The 18120-nt window shown below is 73.3% G+C and carries 12 protein-coding genes; 8 read left to right on the top strand and 4 right to left on the bottom strand.

Features of this window, described 5'->3' with window-relative positions; translation table 11 throughout:
- Window positions 1-112 precede the first annotated feature (112 nt).
- On the bottom strand, window positions 113-352 hold the full coding sequence (locus AMK26_RS16395) for a hypothetical protein (RefSeq protein ID WP_073755363.1): 240 nt from the start codon (window positions 350-352) through the stop codon (window positions 113-115).
- Between the two features lie 216 nt (window positions 353-568).
- Here AMK26_RS16395 and AMK26_RS16390 point away from each other — a divergent pair, with 216 nt between their 5' ends.
- Window positions 569-2494, top strand: a complete 1926-nt coding sequence (locus AMK26_RS16390) for an AfsR/SARP family transcriptional regulator (RefSeq protein WP_073755362.1) — start codon at window positions 569-571, stop codon at window positions 2492-2494.
- 91 nt (window positions 2495-2585) lie between these two features.
- Here AMK26_RS16390 and AMK26_RS16385 read toward each other — a convergent pair whose 3' ends face one another.
- The gene (locus tag AMK26_RS16385; RefSeq protein WP_073755361.1) at window positions 2586-2846 is read right to left on the bottom strand and encodes a DUF6269 family protein; all 261 of its coding nucleotides are present in this window, start codon (window positions 2844-2846) and stop codon (window positions 2586-2588) included.
- A gap of 168 nt (window positions 2847-3014) precedes the next feature.
- On the opposite strand from AMK26_RS16385, the gene AMK26_RS16380 reads away from it, so the two are divergent.
- On the top strand, window positions 3015-4580 hold the full coding sequence (locus AMK26_RS16380) for a tryptophan 7-halogenase (protein ID WP_073755360.1): 1566 nt from the start codon (window positions 3015-3017) through the stop codon (window positions 4578-4580).
- A gap of 104 nt (window positions 4581-4684) precedes the next feature.
- Window positions 4685-6778, top strand: coding sequence for an ABC1 kinase family protein (locus AMK26_RS16375; protein WP_073755359.1), 2094 nt, complete (start codon window positions 4685-4687; stop codon window positions 6776-6778).
- A gap of 58 nt (window positions 6779-6836) precedes the next feature.
- Here the strand turns inward: AMK26_RS16375 and AMK26_RS16370 are convergent, their stop codons facing one another.
- Window positions 6837-8057, bottom strand: coding sequence for a cytochrome P450 family protein (locus AMK26_RS16370; RefSeq protein WP_073755358.1), 1221 nt, complete (start codon window positions 8055-8057; stop codon window positions 6837-6839).
- A 357-nt stretch (window positions 8058-8414) separates the two neighbouring features.
- On the opposite strand from AMK26_RS16370, the gene AMK26_RS16365 reads away from it, so the two are divergent.
- The 3 genes from AMK26_RS16365 to AMK26_RS16355 all read left to right on the top strand — a co-directional run bounded on the left by AMK26_RS16365 (window position 8415) and on the right by AMK26_RS16355 (window position 12277).
- Entirely contained in the window at window positions 8415-9188 is a 774-nt protein-coding gene (locus AMK26_RS16365; RefSeq protein ID WP_073755357.1) for an ABC transporter ATP-binding protein, read from the top strand.
- Complete coding sequence (locus AMK26_RS16360; protein ID WP_073755356.1) at window positions 9188-11746, top strand: ABC transporter permease; 2559 nt, start codon at window positions 9188-9190, stop codon at window positions 11744-11746. The genes AMK26_RS16365 and AMK26_RS16360 overlap by 1 nt, the downstream gene beginning before the upstream one ends.
- 276 nt (window positions 11747-12022) lie before the next feature.
- Entirely contained in the window at window positions 12023-12277 is a 255-nt protein-coding gene (locus tag AMK26_RS16355; protein WP_073755355.1) for a LysR family transcriptional regulator, read from the top strand.
- 30 nt (window positions 12278-12307) lie between these two features.
- On the opposite strand, the gene AMK26_RS16350 is transcribed toward AMK26_RS16355, so the two are convergent.
- A complete protein-coding gene (locus tag AMK26_RS16350; protein WP_073755354.1) occupies window positions 12308-12958 on the bottom strand; it encodes a response regulator in 651 nt (216 codons plus the stop codon).
- A 141-nt stretch (window positions 12959-13099) separates the two neighbouring features.
- Here AMK26_RS16350 and AMK26_RS16345 point away from each other — a divergent pair, with 141 nt between their 5' ends.
- Both AMK26_RS16345 and AMK26_RS16340 read left to right on the top strand, forming a co-directional pair.
- Entirely contained in the window at window positions 13100-17143 is a 4044-nt protein-coding gene (locus tag AMK26_RS16345; protein WP_073755353.1) for a PA14 domain-containing protein, read from the top strand.
- Between the two features lie 7 nt (window positions 17144-17150).
- On the top strand, window positions 17151-18116 hold the full coding sequence (locus tag AMK26_RS16340) for a TauD/TfdA family dioxygenase (protein WP_073755352.1): 966 nt from the start codon (window positions 17151-17153) through the stop codon (window positions 18114-18116).
- Window positions 18117-18120 lie beyond the last annotated feature (4 nt).

The raw sequence follows: 18120 nt of genomic DNA, 5'->3' as shown, positions 1-18120 counted from the left end.
GAGGTGAGTGGCCGGCAGGCGCGGGCGGCGCGCCGACGGAGGGTGCGCAGCGGGTGGCGGCCGATGCGGCGCCGGCCCCGGACAGAACGGGTGAGCCGGGCCCGTTCCCCGGTCACATCCACGGGTCGTCGCCCTGGGCGGTGAGGGGCGCGCCGAGCCACGGGTCGTCCCCGGCAGGGGAGCCGGCGGGGAGCTTCGAGGCGCTCCTGGGCACCGACATCCAGGGGTCGTCGCCCGCGAGGGTGGCCGGGGCGGCCGTGACGGCGGTGACCATGATGGCAACCGGGGCGGCCACCGTCAGCATCAGGGCGGCGGCGGTACCGGCGAGCGACTTCTGCGACGTGAGCTCCATGGTGTCCTGCCTCAGTGGTGCGATGTGTTCCGCCTGTGCGGGGCGCGTGCCCCTCGGTGTGCGGAGAAATCTAGGCAGCCGCACTGTCGGGTCGGTTTCAATGTGCTTTCGCGCCGTCGAAATCGGTTCGAGGGCGGGTGAGAACCGCAGGTCGATAGCTTTTCGCGGCAGATGGTCCGGCGTTGGCGCACGGGCCCGTGACGCCCGGAGGGCCAGATGGATTTCAGGGTCCTCGGACCCGTGTCGGCCGAGCGCGACGGCCGCGCGGTCGCCCTGGACGGCAGCAAGCAGCGCACCGTGCTGGCGGCCCTGCTGCTGGCCGGCGGCAAGGTGCTGACGGATGAGCGGCTGACCGCGCTGGTGTGGGGAGAGGAGCCGCCCGCCGGCGGGACGGGTCGGCTCTATACGTATGTGTCGCGGCTGCGCACCCGGCTCGGCGCCGGGCGCGGCCTGGAGCGGGTCGGTGCGGGCTACCGTATGGACACCGGCGGTGCCGCGTTCGACTGGGACGTCTTCCGTTCGGCCGCGGCGGCAGGCCGTGCCGCGCTGGCCGAAGGGCGCTGGGCCGAGGCCGAGCGGTGCCTCGGCGGGGCGCTCGCGCTGTGGCGCGGGCCCGCCCTCACCGATGTCACCGAGGAGCTGGCCCGGGCCGAAGGGCCCCGTATGGAGGAGGCTCGCCTCGGCGCCCTGGAGAACCTGGCCGAGGCGGCCCTGGCCCTCGGCCGCCACCAGGAGTACGTCGCCGAGCTCACCCGGCAGGTCACCGCTCACCCGCTGCGCGAGCGGCTGCGCGGGCAGCTCATGACCGCGCTCTACCGCAGCGGCCGCCAGGCAGACGCGCTGGCCGTGTACGAGGCGGGCCGCGCAACCCTCGCCGACGAACTGGGCATCGACCCGGGCCCCGAACTGCGGGCGCTGCACCTGGCCGTGCTCACGGGGCGCCTTCCCGGCCCGGCGGCCCCGGAGCGCAGGGCGCCCGCCCACTCGACCGCGCCGGCCCACTCGGCCGCACCCGCCCACCCGGCGGCACCGGCTGCCGCGGGCCTCCCGGCTGCCCCGGCCGTTGTGACGGTACGGGCGGTACCGGGCACTTCGGCGGGCCCGGTACCGCAGGCGGCCCCGGGTGCCTCGGGCGTCTTCGCCGCCCCCCTGGGGTACCAGGTTCCGGCGGCGGCGCGGGACTTCACCGGGCGGGCCGCCGAGGTCGCGGAGGTGCTGGCGGCCCTGCGGGACCGGCGGGACGTGGTCGTGACGGCCGCGCCCGGGGGCGGTGCCTCCGCCCTGGCGCTGTGGGCGGCCGAGCGGTGCCGGGAGGAGTTCCCGGACGGGGCCCTGTACGCCGACCTGCGGGCCGAGGACGGCAGGGCGCGCGACCCGGGGGAGGTGCTGGGATGGTTCCTGCGGTCGCTCGGCGACGAGCCTGGACCGGCCGCCGGGCCGGCCGCTCGCTCCCGGCGCTACCGGGAACTCCTCGCGGGGCGGCGGGTGCTGGTCGTGCTGGACAATGCGGCCGACGACCGGCAGCTGGCTCCGTTGCTGCCCGGCAGTGGCAGCACGCGGGCCCTGATCACCGGTACGTGCCCGACTCTCGCCTGTGTCGAGGGCGCCCGGATGGTGTGGCTGGACCCGCTGGCGCCGGCCGAGGCGACGGCCCTGCTGGCCACCGTGGCCGGGGCGCGCCGGCTCGCCGACGACCCGGAGTCGACCGCCCGGATCGCGGAGTGCTGCGACCGGCTACCACTGGCCCTGCGGATCGCGGCGGCCCGGCTCGCGGCCCGGCCGCACTGGCCCGCAGCCCGGTTCGCGGCCCGGCTGGCCCGCCCGGACCGGCGGCTGGACGAACTCTCCTTCGGCGGGCTGGACGTCCGCGCGGGCCTGCGCGCCGCGGTGGCCCGGCTGTCCGACGAGGCCCGCCACGCCCTGGTCGTCCTGGCCGCGTCGGCGCCGGTCGAGTCCACCGCCCGGGACGCGGCCGCGCTGCTCGGCGTACCGGCGGACGAGGCCGAGGACCTGCTCGACCAGCTCTCCGACGCCCGTCTCCTGACCCCGGCCGGCCCGACCCCCGACGGCCTCCCGTCGTACCGCCTCAGCTCCCTGGTCCGCCTCTACGCCCGCGAAGGTGCGGCTTCCGTGACCGTCTGAGCGAGCCGCACGCGGCCCGCCACGACGGCCGGTCTGTCCACCACGCCCCCTGACAACAGGTCACGGGGCGTTCGCCGTAAGGGCGTAGCGGTCAGCCGCAGCCGCCGGCGTGGCCGTCCTCCAGGCCCCGGAGATCCGGCAGGCCGTCCTCGTGGGGCTGCTTCGCGATGAGTCCGTTCAGGGCGTCCACGTACTGGACGAGGAGTTCGGCCCACGGCGAGGCGTGCTCGCGGAGGCGGGCCTCCTGGGCCTCGGAGTTGCGGTGCTCGATCTCCGTGAGGACGCCGAGCGGGTGGGGCTGGGCGGCGGCCGGGACGGGCGGGACGAACGCGACGGACTGATCCTGGGGCATCGGGCCTCCGGTGGGAATTCGGCGGGCCGGTTCAGGTCCCGCAGCCACACCCTCGGCGGAGGTTCATGACGCGGCCCTGAGCCGCTCTGGAGCGCCGGATCAAGGCCGTACAGAGGCGGTACAGGCGCCGTACAGACGTTCCGGAGTCGGCGGCGGCACGTTGCGCGCATGGACAGTGAAGGCAGTCAGGTCGGGTCGGTCGTGGTCGTCGGCGGGTCGGTGGCGGGCTGGGCCGCCGCCGCGCGGATCGCCGCCGCCTTCCCCGGCACGGTCCGCGTCACCGTGCTGGAGGATCCCCGGAAGGTCGCCGAGACGGCGGACACGGGGACGGTGCTCACGGCCGGCCCGGGCCTCCAGCGCGAGCTGTTCGACCACCTCGGTGCGGCCGAGGAGGACTGGGCGAGGGCCTGCCACGCCTCCTTCCGGACCACCGTGCGGTACGTGAACTGGCGCACCGAGGGAGCGGGCGAGCCGGCCGCGCGGCGGCTGTCCGGCGGCGGGAGCGACCACTTCCACCGCCTCTACGCGGACCTGCCGGACTGCGGGCTGTTCTCGCTGCACGACGCCTGGCGGTCCGGCACGGCCGCGGAACCCTTCGACTACGCCTGTTTCCGCGAACCGCTGCTGCTGGACGCGGGCAAGGCGCCGCGCTGGCTGGACGGCCGGGCCGCACTTCCGTACGGCTGGCACCTGGACGCCGTCCGGTTCGCTGGATACCTCCGGGACCTGGCCGTGGGCCGGTTCGGAGTGCGTGCCGTGCACGACATGCCGTGCGCCGTCGAGCGGGACGCCGCCGGCACGGTGACAGAGCTGCGCACCGTACGCGGCCGGACCGTGCGCGGGGACGTCTTCCTCGACTGCTCCGGCCAGGCCGGGATACTGGTGGCCGGGCTGCTGGACGAGCCGTACCTCGGCGCTGACGACGAGCTGTTGTGCGACAGCACGGTCACGGCCACGCTGGAGCACGACGACGAGGCCCGCGGTGTCGAGCCGTTCGGCACGACGCTGGCGATGCCGGAGGGATGGGCGTGGAAGACGCCGCTGCCCGGACGGTTCGGCACCGGGTATGTCTTCGCCCGCGCGCTCACGGACCCCGGCCGCGCCGCCGAGTGGCTGTGCGCGCTGTGGGGCGCCGACCCCGAACGGGCCACGCTGCGCCTGCTGCGCTGCCGGACCGGCCGGCTGCGGCGGGCCTGGGTGGGCAACTGTGTCGCGCTGGGTTCGGCCGCCGCTTGCACCGAGCCGCTGGCCACCGACGCGCTCGACGACGTGCTGGACACGCTGGCGCGACTGCTCCGCGACCTGCCGGCGGCGGCCGGCGCGCGTGAGGTGGCCGCCGCCCGCTTCAACCGGGCGTTCGCGGACCGCTGCCGGCGCCGGCTGGACCTGGTGCGGCTGCATTACGCGGCCACCCCGCGCGCCGACACGTCCTTCTGGCGCGCCAGGCAGGCCGGCGCGCGGTCCGGTACGGCTGCCGAGACCCTGGCCGCGTACGACGCCGGACTGGCCCCGGAGCCCGGGGAGGAGGAGGCGTTCCGGCTGTTGTCCGCGTTCCGCGCCGGCCCGCCCGGCCACCGCACCGGCATCGAGGCGGCCCCGGCCGCCCGGCACGCCGCCGACGAGCACTTCGCCCGGGTCAAGCGGCAGCAGCGGATCCTGCTGGAAACCCTGCCCGAGGCCCACGCGTACCTGCGGCTGCTGCACCGGGCCGGGGCCTATCGCGCCGCCGCGTGAAACGGCACCCGCGACGCCCGGAAGCGGCATGAAGCTGCCATGACGCTCCGCCCCGCCAGGTCCCGCGGCCTAGGGTTTCCCGCGACCTACCGAGGGAGACCACCATGCGCGAACTGGCCGTCGGCTTCGATCAGATACCCCTGATCGTGACCCTGACCCTGGCCGCGGGGGTCATGCTCACCGCCGGGGTCCTGGGCGTCTCCTTCCTCTCCCGCGGACTCCTCGGCGTCTCCGTGGGGCCGCTGCGCACTCTCTTCGCAGGGGCGGTCGGCTTCGGCACGCTGGCCGTCGTCAGCCAGGTGATCAAGGGGGAGGAGAACCGGGGCGTCCTGTCCACGGTGCAGGTCGCGGTCTCCCTGCTCGCCGCGATGATCACCCTGGTGCTGGTCGAGGTCTGCGTCCCGTACGGGAGCTGGGCCCGCCCCATGCAGTGGCTGCGGGGCCTGGGTGCCCGAGCCCGCCGGGCACGGCGCTACTCCCAGATCAGCCGGATCTTCATGCGGCACGGCCTGAGCCGGATGCTGCGCGGCCGCAGCCGGCTGGACCGGGCCATGCGGCCGGGGGAGTACGGCGAGCAGTCGGCCCGCTCGCTGCGGCTGGCGCTGGAGGAGTGCGGCGGCGCGTTGATCAAGCTGGGCCAGGTGCTGTCCACCCGGCGCGACCTGCTGCCGGCGCATTTCATCGACGAGCTGAGCCGGCTCCAGAGCAGCGTGCCGCCGTCCCCCTGGCCCGAGGTGGAGGCGGTGCTCCACAAGGACCTGGGCCGGCCCGTCTCCGAGGTCTTCGAGTGGATCGAGCACGTCCCGTTGGCCGCCGCCTCCATCGCCCAGGTGCACCGGGCCCGGCTGCGCGGCGGCCCGACCGTGGTGGTGAAGGTGCAGCGGCCCGGCATCCGGGAGGCCGTCGAGCGCGACCTCGACATCGTCCTGGCCATCACCCGCGGGCTGCAGAGCCGTACCCGCTCCGCACAGGCGCTGGGCCTGCGCGAACTGGGCGACGGATTCGCCGAGTCGGTCCGCGAGGAACTGGATTTCCGTATCGAGGCGCGCAACTCCCAGGCCGTCGCGGCAGCGTGCGGCGGATATGCCGCCGACGCCGCGGTGCGCATCCCGCGGGTGCACCTCGCCCACACCTCCGCCCGGGTGCTGGTGCAGGAGTGGATGGAGGGGGTCACGCTGGAGCGCGCGGCGGAGGCGGCCCGGAGCCGCGGGCTCGACCGCGAGGCGCTGGCCCGGACGGCGTTCGCGAGCATGCTCCACCAGATTCTGCGGGTGGGCGTCTTCCACGCCGACCCGCACCCAGGGAACATGCTGCTGCTGGCCGACGGCCGGATCGGACTGCTCGACTTCGGTTCGGTCGGCCGGATCGACCCCGCGGTGCGGCTCGCCATCCAGGAACTGCTCGTCGCCATCGACCGGGGGGACCCGGCGGGGCTGCACGACGCACTGATCACGCTGCTGGGCACCCGGGCCTCCACCCACGAGGACCTGATGCCCGATCCGCTGCAACTGGAGCGGGAGCTGGGCCGGTTCATGGCCCGGCACCTGGGCGCGGGTGCCCAGCCGGACAGCGAGACCTTCACCGCGCTGTTCCGGATGCTGGCCCGGTTCGGGCTCGCCGTGCCGCCGGAGATCGCGGCGGTCTTCCGGGCCCTGGCCACCATCGAGGGCACCCTCGCCCAGTTCGCCCCCGGCTTCAGCCTCCTGAACGAGGCCCGGAGCTTCGCGGTCGGTGCGCTCACCGAACGGCTGGGCCTGGGGCCGGGCCCCGCGGGCGGCCGCCCCGACGGGAACGGCACCGCCGGCGGACACCGCTTCGCCTCGCCGGAGCTCACGGCGCTGGCCCGGGACGCGGCCCAGGAGGTGCTGCACGTGCTGCCGATGCTGCGCCGGCTGCCGCGCCGCGCGGAGCGCATCAGCGCCGCACTGGAGGAGGGCAGGCTTGCGGTGCGGGTCCGTATGCTCGCCGACGAACGCGAGCGCAGCTTCGTCTCCGGCCTGGTCCACCAGGTGACGGTCACCCTGCTGGCCGCGTGCACCGGCATGATGGGCGTGGTGCTGCTGGTCTTCGGCACGGGGAGAGGCCCGCGGCTCACCCCGCAGCTGGAGCTCTTCCCGGTGATCGGATACCACGTCCTCGCCCTGAGCGCGATCCTGACGCTGCGGGCGCTCTACACGGCCATGCGCAGAGCGGGCTGACCGTCGTGCCGACGGCCGCCCGCGCCCGGGACCCGGCAGAGGGGATTTGCAGAGGACTTCAGAGGCGTACGGGCAGCTCCGCCAGCGGACGGACCACCACGTTCTGTTGGTAGCGCAGCTCCTCGGGGCCGACCGCGAGACGCACGTCCGGGAAGCGCTCGAAGAGCCGCCGGGCGCCGATCTCGGTGATCAGCTTCGCCAGGTGGGCGCCCGAGCAGTAGTGGATGCCGAAGCCGAAGCTGAGGTGTGCAGGCTTGGAGCGGGTCAGGTCCAGCTCGTCGGGGTGGTCGGGGAACTGCCCGGTGTCGCGGTTGGTGGACATCACGCTGATGATGACGACCTCCTTCGCCGGGATGGTCACGCCGCCCAGCTCCACCGGCTCGGTCGTGACCCGCTGGAGGGCGTTGGCGATCGGGCTGACGTAACGGATCAGCTCGTCCATCGACCTGCCCCACCGGCCGGGCTCGGACAGCAGCTCGGTGCGCTCCGCCGGATGGGTGAGCAGGGCGGCGATCACCCCGCCGACGAGGCTCGCGGTGGTGTCGTTGCCGCCGGTCATCAGCGCGAAGCCGGTCGAGAGGATCTCCGTACGGGTGAGCCGGCGCTCCTCGTCCGCGTGGATCAGCGCGGACAGCAGGTCCTCGCCGGGCTCCTGCTCCTTGCGGGCGATCAGGTCGGACATGTACGCGGACAGTTCCTGGATGCTGCGGTCCAGCACGCCGGACCCCTCGGCGGGGGAATGCGTGCGCAGCGCCGTGGACCAGCGCAGGAAGTCCGGCCAGGAGTCGGCGGGCACGCCCATCAGCTCGGCGATCACGATGACCGGCAGCGGGTCGGCGTATCCCGCGATCAGGTCGGGGCGGGCCTGCGGGGCCAGCCCGTCCAGCAGTTCGTCGGCGATCTCCTCGATGCGCGGGCGCAGCGCCTCGGCGCGGCGCGGGGTGAAGGCGAAGCTGATCGCCTTGCGCAGCGGGGTGTGCCGCGGCGGCTCGAGGTTGGCCAGGTGGTTGGCCTCCTCGGGCGGCGGGACCAGGGTGCGCCCGGAGCGCTCCGACATCAGCTCGTACTGCACGTGGATGTCGCGGCTGAGCCGGGGGTCGGCGAGCGCGGCCTTGGCGTCCTCGTACCGGGTCACCACCCACGCCCGGCCGCCGCCCGGCATCGACAGCTCCCGCACCGGGCTCTCCCGGCGGACGTACTCCAGGACCGGATACGGGTTCTGCGTGAAGTCGTTGGTGAGCATCCAGTACTTGGAGAGAGTCCGCGTGCTGCCCGTCATGTCCGTCCTCCGTGCCGTCCCCGTCGGGTGGTGGAGCCGCTCTCCGGCCCGCTGTCCGTCCGGCACGGTAGGCCCGCTCCGGAGCCGGCCGCAGTGCTGGATTCAAAGGTCCTATCTGGAATCGTGCCGCGCTCGGCGGCGGGGAGAGCATCTATGCCGTTCGGCAGATGTGGCACGGCTGACCCGCTTCTAATCTCCAGACATCACCCCGGATCACGCCGGAATCCGGATGCACCGGAATCCGGATGCACCGGAATCCGGCGTGATCCGGAATGGACACCACCGGACACGGCGCATGGCGCACCGGTCCCTCCCCAGCCGAATTCCCCCCAGCAAGTACCGAGGAGTGTGAGTCGTGTGACCGCAACCATTTCGACGTCGACAAAGCGTCAGACCGCCGCCCGCGCGATGGGCGTCACCAAACTCTACGGCGAAGGAGAGGCCCAGGTTGCCGCACTGCGCGGAGTCGACGTCGAGTTCCACAGCGGCGAGTTCACCGCCATCATGGGGCCCTCCGGCTCCGGCAAGTCCACGCTTATGCACTGCCTGGCCGGACTCGACAACCTGACCTCGGGGGAGGTGTTCATCGGCGACGCCTGCGTGAGCGGGCTGTCGGACAAGGAGCTGACCGAGCTCCGCCGGAGCAGAATCGGCTTCATCTTCCAGCAGTTCAACCTGCTGCCGATGCTGACCGCGGAGGAGAACATCCTGCTCCCGCTGAAGATCGCCGGCCGCAAGCCGTCGCAGGACTGGTTTGACCGGGTGGTGGACACCGTGGGCCTCGGCCAGCGGCTCGGCCACCGGCCGACCGAGCTCTCCGGCGGCCAGCAGCAGCGTGTCGCCTGCGCCCGCGCACTGGTCTCCCAGCCCGAGGTCATCTTCGCCGACGAGCCGACCGGCAACCTGGACTCCACCTCCGGCACCGAAGTGCTCACGTTCCTTCAGCACTCGGTCCGCACCCTCGGCCAGACCATCGTCATGGTCACCCACGACCCGAAGGCCGCCTCCTACGCCGACCGCGTGGTCTTCCTCGCCGACGGCGGGATCGTGGCCGAGCTGCGCGAGCCGACCGCGGACGACGTGCTCGACACGATGCGGCGGATCGACGTGAAGAAGGGCCAGGCCGCCTGATGCTCAGCGTGACACTCAAGAGCCTGTTCTCCCGCAAACTCAGACTGGTGCTCTCCGGACTCGCCGTGGTGCTCGCGGTGATGTTCGTGTCCGGCTCGCTGGTCATCAAGGACACCCTCGGCCGCTCCTTCGACGCCCAGTTCGCCGGCGCGTACGACGACATGGCCCTGCATGTGGCCCACAAGCCCAAGGTGGACGCGGCAACCGGTGACAGCGCGGTCGTCCTGCCCGCCGGCCAGGACGTGCTGGAGCGGGTCGCCAAGGTCTCCGGGGTCGCCCAGGCCCGGGGCCTGGTCAAGGCCGAGGGCGCCCGGGTGCTGGGCAAGGACGGAAAGGTCGTCGGCAGCACCGGCGGCCCCCGCTACGGCGAGGCGTGGCGCGGCGAGAGCGGGCTGCTCACGCTCCGCTCGGGCCGGGCGCCGGGCGCCGAGAGCGAGGTGGCGGTCAACGCCGCGCTGGCCGAGAAGGCCGGTCTCAAGGTCGGCGATCGCATCGACGTGCTGACCAAGGAGCCCAAGCAGAGCTTCACTGTGGCCGGTGTCTTCGGCTACTCGGGTGACCGCGACTCCATCGGCGGAGAGCAGACCGTGGCCTTCACCGAGCCGGTCGCCCAGCGCCTGATGCTCGGCGCGCCCGGCGGCTACTCCGGCATCGCGGTGGAGACCGCGGCCGGTGCCTCCGCCACAGCCGTCAAGTCCGCGCTGGCCAAGGAGCTGGGCGCCGGCTTCGAGGTGGCCACCGGGAAGGAACTGGCCAAGCGGGACTCCGACACGTCGCGCGGCGTGCTGGACCTGATGAGCCAGATCCTGCTGGGCTTCGCCGCCGTCGCCGTGCTGGTCGGTGTCTTCCTGATCGTCAACACGTTCTCCATCATCATCGCCCAGCGAATGCGCGAGCTGGCCCTGCTGCGCGCCATCGGTGCCAGTCGCCGCCAGATGATCAACTCGGTGCTGATGGAGTCCTTCGCGGTGGGGCTGGTCTCCTCCGCGCTCGGCCTCGCCGCCGGCATCGGGATCGGCGCGCTCGGGTCCGGCCTCCTCGGCCAGGCCACGGACGGTCTGACCGTGGCCTCCCTCGGAGTGCCCATGAGCGCCGTGATCACCTCTTTCGCCGTGGGCATCCTGGTCACGATGGCCGCCGCGCTCCTCCCGGCACTCAAGGCGTCCAAGGTGCCGCCGATCGCGGTCATCCGCTCGGCCGCGGCACCCGAGGGCAAGGGCACCAAGCAGACCTGGACCGGCGCGGTCCTCACCGGACTCGGCGTACTCGCTCTCGGCTTCGGCCTGCTGGGCGACGGCGGCATCGGCCTGATCCTGACCGGTGTCCTGCTGGCCTTCATCGGCGTCGCTCTGCTCACGCCGCTGTTCAGCAAGCCCACGGTATGGGCGCTCGGGTCGCTGTTCGCCCGCTCGGTGCCCGGCGAACTGGGCCGCGGCAACTCGGCCCGCAACCCCCGCCGCACCGCCGTCACCGCCTCCGCGATGATGATCGGCGTCGCGCTGGTCACCGCCATCAGCACCGTGGCCGCCTCCTCCGAGGACAGCGTCTCCAAGGACATCACCCGTGACCTGCGGGCCGGTCTGGTAGCCATGGCCGAGGCCGGTGACGTCAAGAACGCCTCGATCGACCCGGCGGCGCTGGAGCAGGCCGCGACGGTGCCGGGCGTACGGACGGTCGCGGCGGGGATGTTCGACACGGCCGCGCTGAGCAAGGGCGCCACCGCAGCCAAGGACAGTGCGGGGGTGTCCGCCTGGCAGGACTGGGGCAAGGCCCGGGAAGTCCTCGGACTGCGTGCCGAGGAGGGCTCCATCGACTCCCTGGAGGCCGGCTCGGTCGTGCTGAACGCCGGCACCGCCAAGGACAAGGCGCTCAAGGTCGGCGACACCCTCACCGTCCAGCTCCAGCGCGGCGAGCCGCACACCTACAAGGTCGCGGGCATCTTCGCCAACTCCACGCTGGCCAACTCGGTGGTGGTGCCCTGGACCGACGCCGCGGCCGGCTTCCGCGCCGCGCAACCCTCCCAGGCGTACTTCCGCCTCGCCGACGGCGCCGCCGCCGCCGACGTCAAGCCGCGGATCGAGGCGCTGCTGAAGGACAGCCCCGAGGTCACGGTCAAGACCAAGGCCGACGTGATCGAGATGTTCAGCAGCGGCATGGCGATGATGCTGGTGGTCGTCCAGGGCCTGCTGGGCGTGGCGATGCTGATCGCGATCCTCGGCATCGTCAACACCCTCGCCCTGTCCGTTCTGGAGCGCACCCGGGAGCTCGGCACCCTGCGGGCCATCGGGCTGAGCCGCGGCCAGACCATCCGCATGATCATGACTGAGTCGGTGGTGATCTCGCTCTTCGGCGCGGTGCTCGGTGTGGCGGTCGGCGCGCTGCTCGGACTCGCGACGGCCCACGCCATGAAGGACCAGGGCGTCAGCACCCTGTCACTGCCCTGGGGCCAGATGGCCGGCTACCTGATCGGTGCCGCGCTCGTCGGGGTGCTCGCCTCGATCGCCCCCGCCCGCCGGGGAGCCAGGCTGAACGTCCTGACCGCCATCAGCCACGGCTGACCGACCGCCCCGGCAGGGGCCGGACTGACAGCTAAGCGCCCCGAGGAGACCTCCTCGGGGCGCTCGGGTGTTCCGGGAATGCCCGCTCGGCGGGGAAGGACGACGGACACGGCAGCTTCCTGCACCGGGCGTTGCCGCTCAACTTTCATTGAGCTGATATGGAGTGGAACTCATCGGGTTGGCCAGTGGCCGGAACGCACCGGGTGGCCGCGACACGCGGCGGCCGCACCACGATGAGGCCGGCTCCGGCCGATCGCAGAAGAAACAGGGGGAGAGATGCACGAGAGGGAGTTCCGCGCCTTCGTGTCCGTGGCCGAAATCGGCCGTATGGACCAGGCGGCGAGGGCCCTGGGCTATTCGCAGCCCGCGATCAGCTACCAGATCAAATGCCTGGAACAGGTACTGGGGACGAAACTCTTCACCCGGGATTCCACGGGTGCCCGGCTCACCCGGGAAGGGCGCATGATCCTGCCGTCCGCCCGCGCGGTCCTCGCCCTCATCGACAGCATGAAGGGCGTCTGCACGGTCTGACGCGGGAGTCCCGCGAGGGCGGCGGCCGGATCAGCCCACCAGGCCGCTGTCCCACACCCAGGCGGCGATACCGACCCGGTTGCGGGCGTCCAGCTTCCGCTGGATGTTGGCGATGTGTGTCTTGGCCGTGCCGGGCGAGATGAACAGCTCGGTGCCGATCTCGGCGTTCGTCAGGCCCTTGGCCACCAGCCGGGCTATCTCGGTCTCCCGTTCGGTCAGCGCCTCCAGAGGCTGCGGGGCCCGGCCCCGGGACGGGTTCTGCAGGTGCTTCAGCAGCCGTACGGTGATCGAAGGGCTGATCATCGTGTCGCCCGCCACCGCCGCCCGCACCGCCTCCACCAGCAGGGCCGGCCCGGACCGCTTCAACAGGAAGCCGCATGCGCCGTTGTGCAGCGCGGTGTGGACGTACTCGTCGAGGTCGAAGGTGGTCACCACGACGACCCGCAGCGGGTCCGCGGCCTCGGGCCCCGCTAGTCTCCGGGTGACCTCCAGGCCGTCCAGCCGGGGCATGCGGATATCGGCGAGCACGACGTCGGGCCGGAGTTTCGCGGCGAGTTCCACCGCCTGCAGGCCGTCGGCGGCTTCACCGATGACTTCCATGTCGGGCTGGGAATCCAGAATCAACCGGAAACCCACCCGAACGGATTCCTGGTCGTCTGCGAGAAGAATACGGATGGTCACGCCAAGTACCGTATCCCCGCCGCACGCTGCTCAACCAGCGGATCGTATTCAAAGATTCGCAACGGACTTCAGGCCGGGACCGGGCCGCTGACAGCATCTGGTGCCGTTGGCGTATCCCGAGTTTTGGAGTGGTGAGCAGGCATGCCTCGCACCGGAAGACGACTCAGAGCGCTGGCCGCGTCGTCGGCCACCGTGGCGCTGTCGGTCACGCTCCTCGGCGCCCAGGCGCCGGGGGCGGACGCGAAGGCGAAGCCGGCGTCCGGCGCGGGGCTGCTGCCCGCCCCCGCCGGGCTCCCGGCGCAACCGGTCTGGCCGGAAGGTGACTTCAGCGGCACCGGAGCCGTCGCACCGGCCGCCGCGTCGGACCGGGGCGGCGCGTCCGCCCCGGCCGGACCCGCCGACGGCGCGGTGCTGGCCGGCGCCCGGACCGAGCTGACCGCGCAGCCGCAGAGCGGCGCGGTGGCCTACGAGTTCGTCCTCGGCACCGGCGACGGCCCGCGTGCCGGCCAGGTGACCTCATCCGGCTGGCGGCCGGAGCCTCGGTGGACCGTACCGGCGGGCGTGCTCAAGGACGGCGGCTCCTACCGCTGGACCCTGCGCACCCGGGACCGCTCCGGCGCCGTCGGCCAGGACGCCCCCGCCCGCACCTTCACGGTCAACCAGCGCCTCGGCGCGCTCGCCCCGGGCGGCCCCGCCCCCTCCGACACCCTCGGCCCGGTCACGGTCAACCTCGCCAACGGCAACGCCACCGTCTCCGTGGACACCGGCCGGACCCAGACCGGAGCCGGCCCGCTCGGCGCCACGTTCACCTACGACTCGCTGGCCGTGCAGGCCGCTTCGGGGCTCACCGGCGCCTACTACGCGGGCGACTCCGGCGGCGGCATCGGCGCCGCCGAGAAGCCGCAGACCGTGCGGACCGACAGCGCCGTCGGCTTCCGCTGGGGCGCCGAGTCCCCCCAAGGCGCCTTCCGTGCCCGCTGGACCGGAAGTCTCACCGTGCCTGCCACCGGCCGCTACCGGCTGGGCGGCAGTTACGCGGGCGGCCTGCGCGTCCTCATCGACGGCAGGCCCGTCCACGACGACTGGAACCGGAAGACCGGCACCGGCGCCCGGCCGGTCTACGGCAAGGAGGTCACCCTCAGGGGCGGCCGCGCCCACACCATCACCGTCGAGTACCGGCGCCCCGCCGACGCGGACCACCTCGCCCTCTGGATCGCCGGCACCGACCGAGCCGCCCCCGTCCCGTCCTCCTGGCTGACCCCGTCCGGCGCGGTCCTCCCGCCGGGCTGGACGGTCAGCCCTGCGGCGACGGGCCCGGAGACCACCGCCGGGGCCGCCGCACCGGCCGAGGCCGCCCCGGCTGGGCAGGACGGGCCCACCGGGCTCACCGCACCCGGCGGCCACCTCCTCGCGGGGGCGGCGGGAGAACGCGCGGCCGGCCGCGAGGGCAGGGCCGCCGCGCCCCGGAGCAAGGCCCACCGGAACGAGGCACCCGGAAACAAGACACCCCGGAACAGGGCGGCCGAGGACACCGCCGCTCGGATCAAGGCTGCCGAGGAGGACGGCCTGCGGTTCCTCTACGCCGGCAGCCCGGAGTGCGGGGACGACAGCGGCGCGCCCGCCGGCTACGTGTGCGCCGTGCGGGTCCCGGGCGCCGGGACCAGCCGGCTCCTGTACCGGGGCGGCACCCTGACCCGGGTCGTCAACCCCGGCGGGGAGACCACCGACTTCGGGTTCACCGCCGACCACCGGCTGGTCGCCGTCCGCACGCCGCTGCTCACCGACTGGGTCGGGGTGGCGCCCTCGCTACGCGACACCCCGGCGGCCCAGTTCCGTATCGAGTACCGCCCCGGCACCGCACAGGCGGCCCGGATCACCGCGCCCGAACCCACCGGCAACGTGCTGCGCCCCGACCGCCGGCCGCAGCGCAGCTACGCCTACACCCCCGGCGTCACCGAGGTCCGCGTCGCCGGCCTGGCCTCTCCCCACGGCTGGGCCAGGAAAGTCGGCTTCGACGCCGCCGGCCGGCTGACCGACGACACCGACGCCACCGGTCGCACGGTCCGGCAGACCTGGACCGCCGCGGACCAGCCCGCCTCGGTCACCGACGCGGCCGGGCGGATGACGACGACCGTCCACAACGAGGCCGGCCTGCCCGTCGGCGCCTACGGCCCGGGCCCCGCGTCCTGCTTCGGCCCCGACCTGAAGCCGCTGGCACCCGCCCCGCAGGGGTGCGAGAAGGTGCCGTCCACCACGACCGCGTACGGCCCCGAGGGAGTGACGGCCGAACGTGCCGACACCGACGGCGTGCCGCACCTGGTCACCCGTAACCTGCTCAGCGAGCAGGGGCTGCCGTTCGGCACCGAGACCGACCCCGGGGGGCTGGCGCTCAAGACGCTGTACTCCTTTGACGAGGCGTTCCGGCCGGTCGCCAAGACCGGACCCGACGGAGCCCGGCAGGAGTACGCGTATTACGGCACCGACGAGAGCGCCGACAACCCCTGCACCGAGGAGGACGACCCGGCGCCGCAGCGCGGGCTGCCGAAGTCGGTCACACTGCCCGCCCCGGCGAGCGGCCCCGGCCGGGTCGAGAAGTTCGTCTTCAGTGCGCGCGGGCTGCCCGTCGCCGTCAACTTCGGCGGCGACAAGTGGACGTGCGTGAGCTACGACGCGCGCGGCCGGATGACCGGCATGAAGATCGAGGGCAACGCCCACCTGCCGGCCCGTGACGTCGTCTACGACCACGCCCACCACGGCGACCCCCTGACCACCGTGGCCCGGACGCCCGGCCAGACCCTGGTCATCGTCACCGACCTGCTCGGCCGGCGCGTCCAGTACACCGACACCCAGGGCACCCACACCGTGCTCGACCTCGACCGGGCCGGGCGCGCCGTCGCGGAGCGCACCGTTGCGCCGAACCCGGCGGACCGCCCGCAGACCCTGCAGACCGGCTACGACGCCGCCGGACGCAAGATCTCGGTGACCCTGAACGGCACCCGTCTCGCGGACGCCTCCTACGACGCCGCCGGCGCGCTGGAGAAGGTCCGCTACGCCAACGGCACCCGCCTGGAGCTGGCCCGCGACGCCGCCGGCCGGCTGACCACCAAGAACTGGACCCTCGCGGACGGGCGCTCCCTGCCCTCCGAGGTCACCCGCTCGCGGTCCGGGACCATCGTCGACGAGCGCACCGCCGGACAGGACGCCCGGCCCGACGGGCCCAACTACCGATACGACGCGGCGGGCCGGCTGGTGCAGGCGTGGATCGGCGGCCACGAGTACGGCCGCGACTTCACGGCGCGCGCCGCGGCCGGCTGCCCGGCCGGCACCCGGGCGGAAGCGGGCGCGGCGAGCAACGTCTCCGTCGCCACCGACCGCTCAGCGCGCGGCACCCGTACCACCTCCTACTGCTACGACGCGTCCGGACGGCTGCTCGCGGCGCTCGGTGACGGGGAGCTGACCGGCTTCACGTACACCCTCAACGGGCACCTCTCCGGCTACACCGCCGGCGGCCGCACGGTGACGCAGCGCCAGGACACCGTCGAGCGCCACCTGGGCGGCGCCGTGACCGGCGAGGGTGCGGCCGACGTCAGGTACGGCCAGGACATCGCGGACCACCTCACCAGCCGCACCGCGAGGTCGGCGGCCGGCAGCTCCACGGTGTACTACTCCCACACCTCCACGGACAACGGCGACGTGGACCTGGCGCTGAACGGCACCGACCGGCGCCTGCTCACCCGGGTGGTCCGGCTTCCCGGCGGACTCGTGCTCAGCGCTGCGGGCGGCGACCCGGCCGCAGCCCGCACGACCTGGAGCCACACCACCGTGCGCGGGGACGTCTTCGCCCTCACGGGTGCCGATGGGCGGCAGCGCGGCGGGCTCTACCAGTACGGGCTCTACGGCGAGCCGCTGCGCGCCGACGGCACTCCCGACCCGCAGCACGTCCCGGACAACATGCCGGGCTCCCACGACTACGGCCGCCTCGGCCAGTTCCAGGTCGCCACCGAGCACGAGGGCTCCTTCTTCAACGTGGTCCTCGGCACCCGGGTGCTCAACCCGGACACCGGCCGGTTCTCCGCGCCGGTTTCCGCCCCGGACCCGTTCCACAGCGCCTACGAGTACGCGGCCGGCGACCCGGTCAACCACACCAGCACCGACGGATACACCTTCGACGTGGAAAGGGACTGACATCCCGATGAAGACGCCTTTCACCGACGCCGACACCGAGATCGCGGAGCGCAACGGCACCCGCCTGGTGCGCGTCACCCCCCGCCACGACGGCGACCACCGGGCCTGGTTCACCGCCAACGCCGAGGCCCTGCGCTCCGCGATGTACGAGCACGCGGCGGTCATGGTCAAGGGCAGCGGCCTGGTGGAGCAGGCGGAACTCGCCGACCTGGCCGAGGAGATCGGCGGCGCCACCCTGGAGTACAACGAGCGCTCCACGCCGCGCAGCCGGGTCACCGGCAAGGTCTACACCTCGACCGAGTACCCGGCCGACCAGAGCATCCCGCAGCACAACGAGAGCGCGTACTCGGAGAACTGGCCGCACAACGTGTTCTTCTTCTGTGCGCTCGCCGCGCAGACCGGCGGCGAGACTCCCGTCGCGGACAGCGGGGCCGTGCTGGAGAAGCTGCCCGCCGACCTGGTGCGCCGCTTCGAGGACAAGGGCGTGCTCTACACCCGCACCTACCGCACGGGCATGGGCCTGTCCTGGCAGGAGGGCTTCCAGAGCGACGACAAGGGCCATGTGGAGAACTACTGCGCCGAGCACGGCATCCGGACCGAGTGGGACGGGGACGTGCTGCGCACCCGGCAGCGCCGGCCCGCCGTGACGGTGCACCCGGTCACCGGGAAGAAGGTCTGGTTCAACCAGGCGCACCTCTTCCACGTCGAGGCCCTGCCGCAGGCCGTCCGAGAGGGCCTGCTGGAGATCTGCGGCGAGGACGGCCTGCCCCGCAACGCCTACTACGGCGACGGCAGCCCGATCGGCGCCGAGGAGATCGAGACCATCCAGGGCGCGTACGCCGAGACCACGCTGGCCGAGCCGTGGCGCACCGGCGACCTCCTGATGATCGACAACATCCTCACCTCGCACGGCCGCCGCCCCTTCACCGGTGACCGCAAGGTGCTGGTGGCCATGACCCAGCGCAAGGCCTGACCGT

It is taken from the genome of Streptomyces sp. CB03234 (genome assembly GCF_001905885.1).
Classification (GTDB): Bacteria; Actinomycetota; Actinomycetes; order Streptomycetales; family Streptomycetaceae; genus Streptomyces.
The sequence above is the reverse complement of the archived record's forward strand: the minus strand, read 5'-3'. Positions and strand labels throughout refer to the sequence as shown.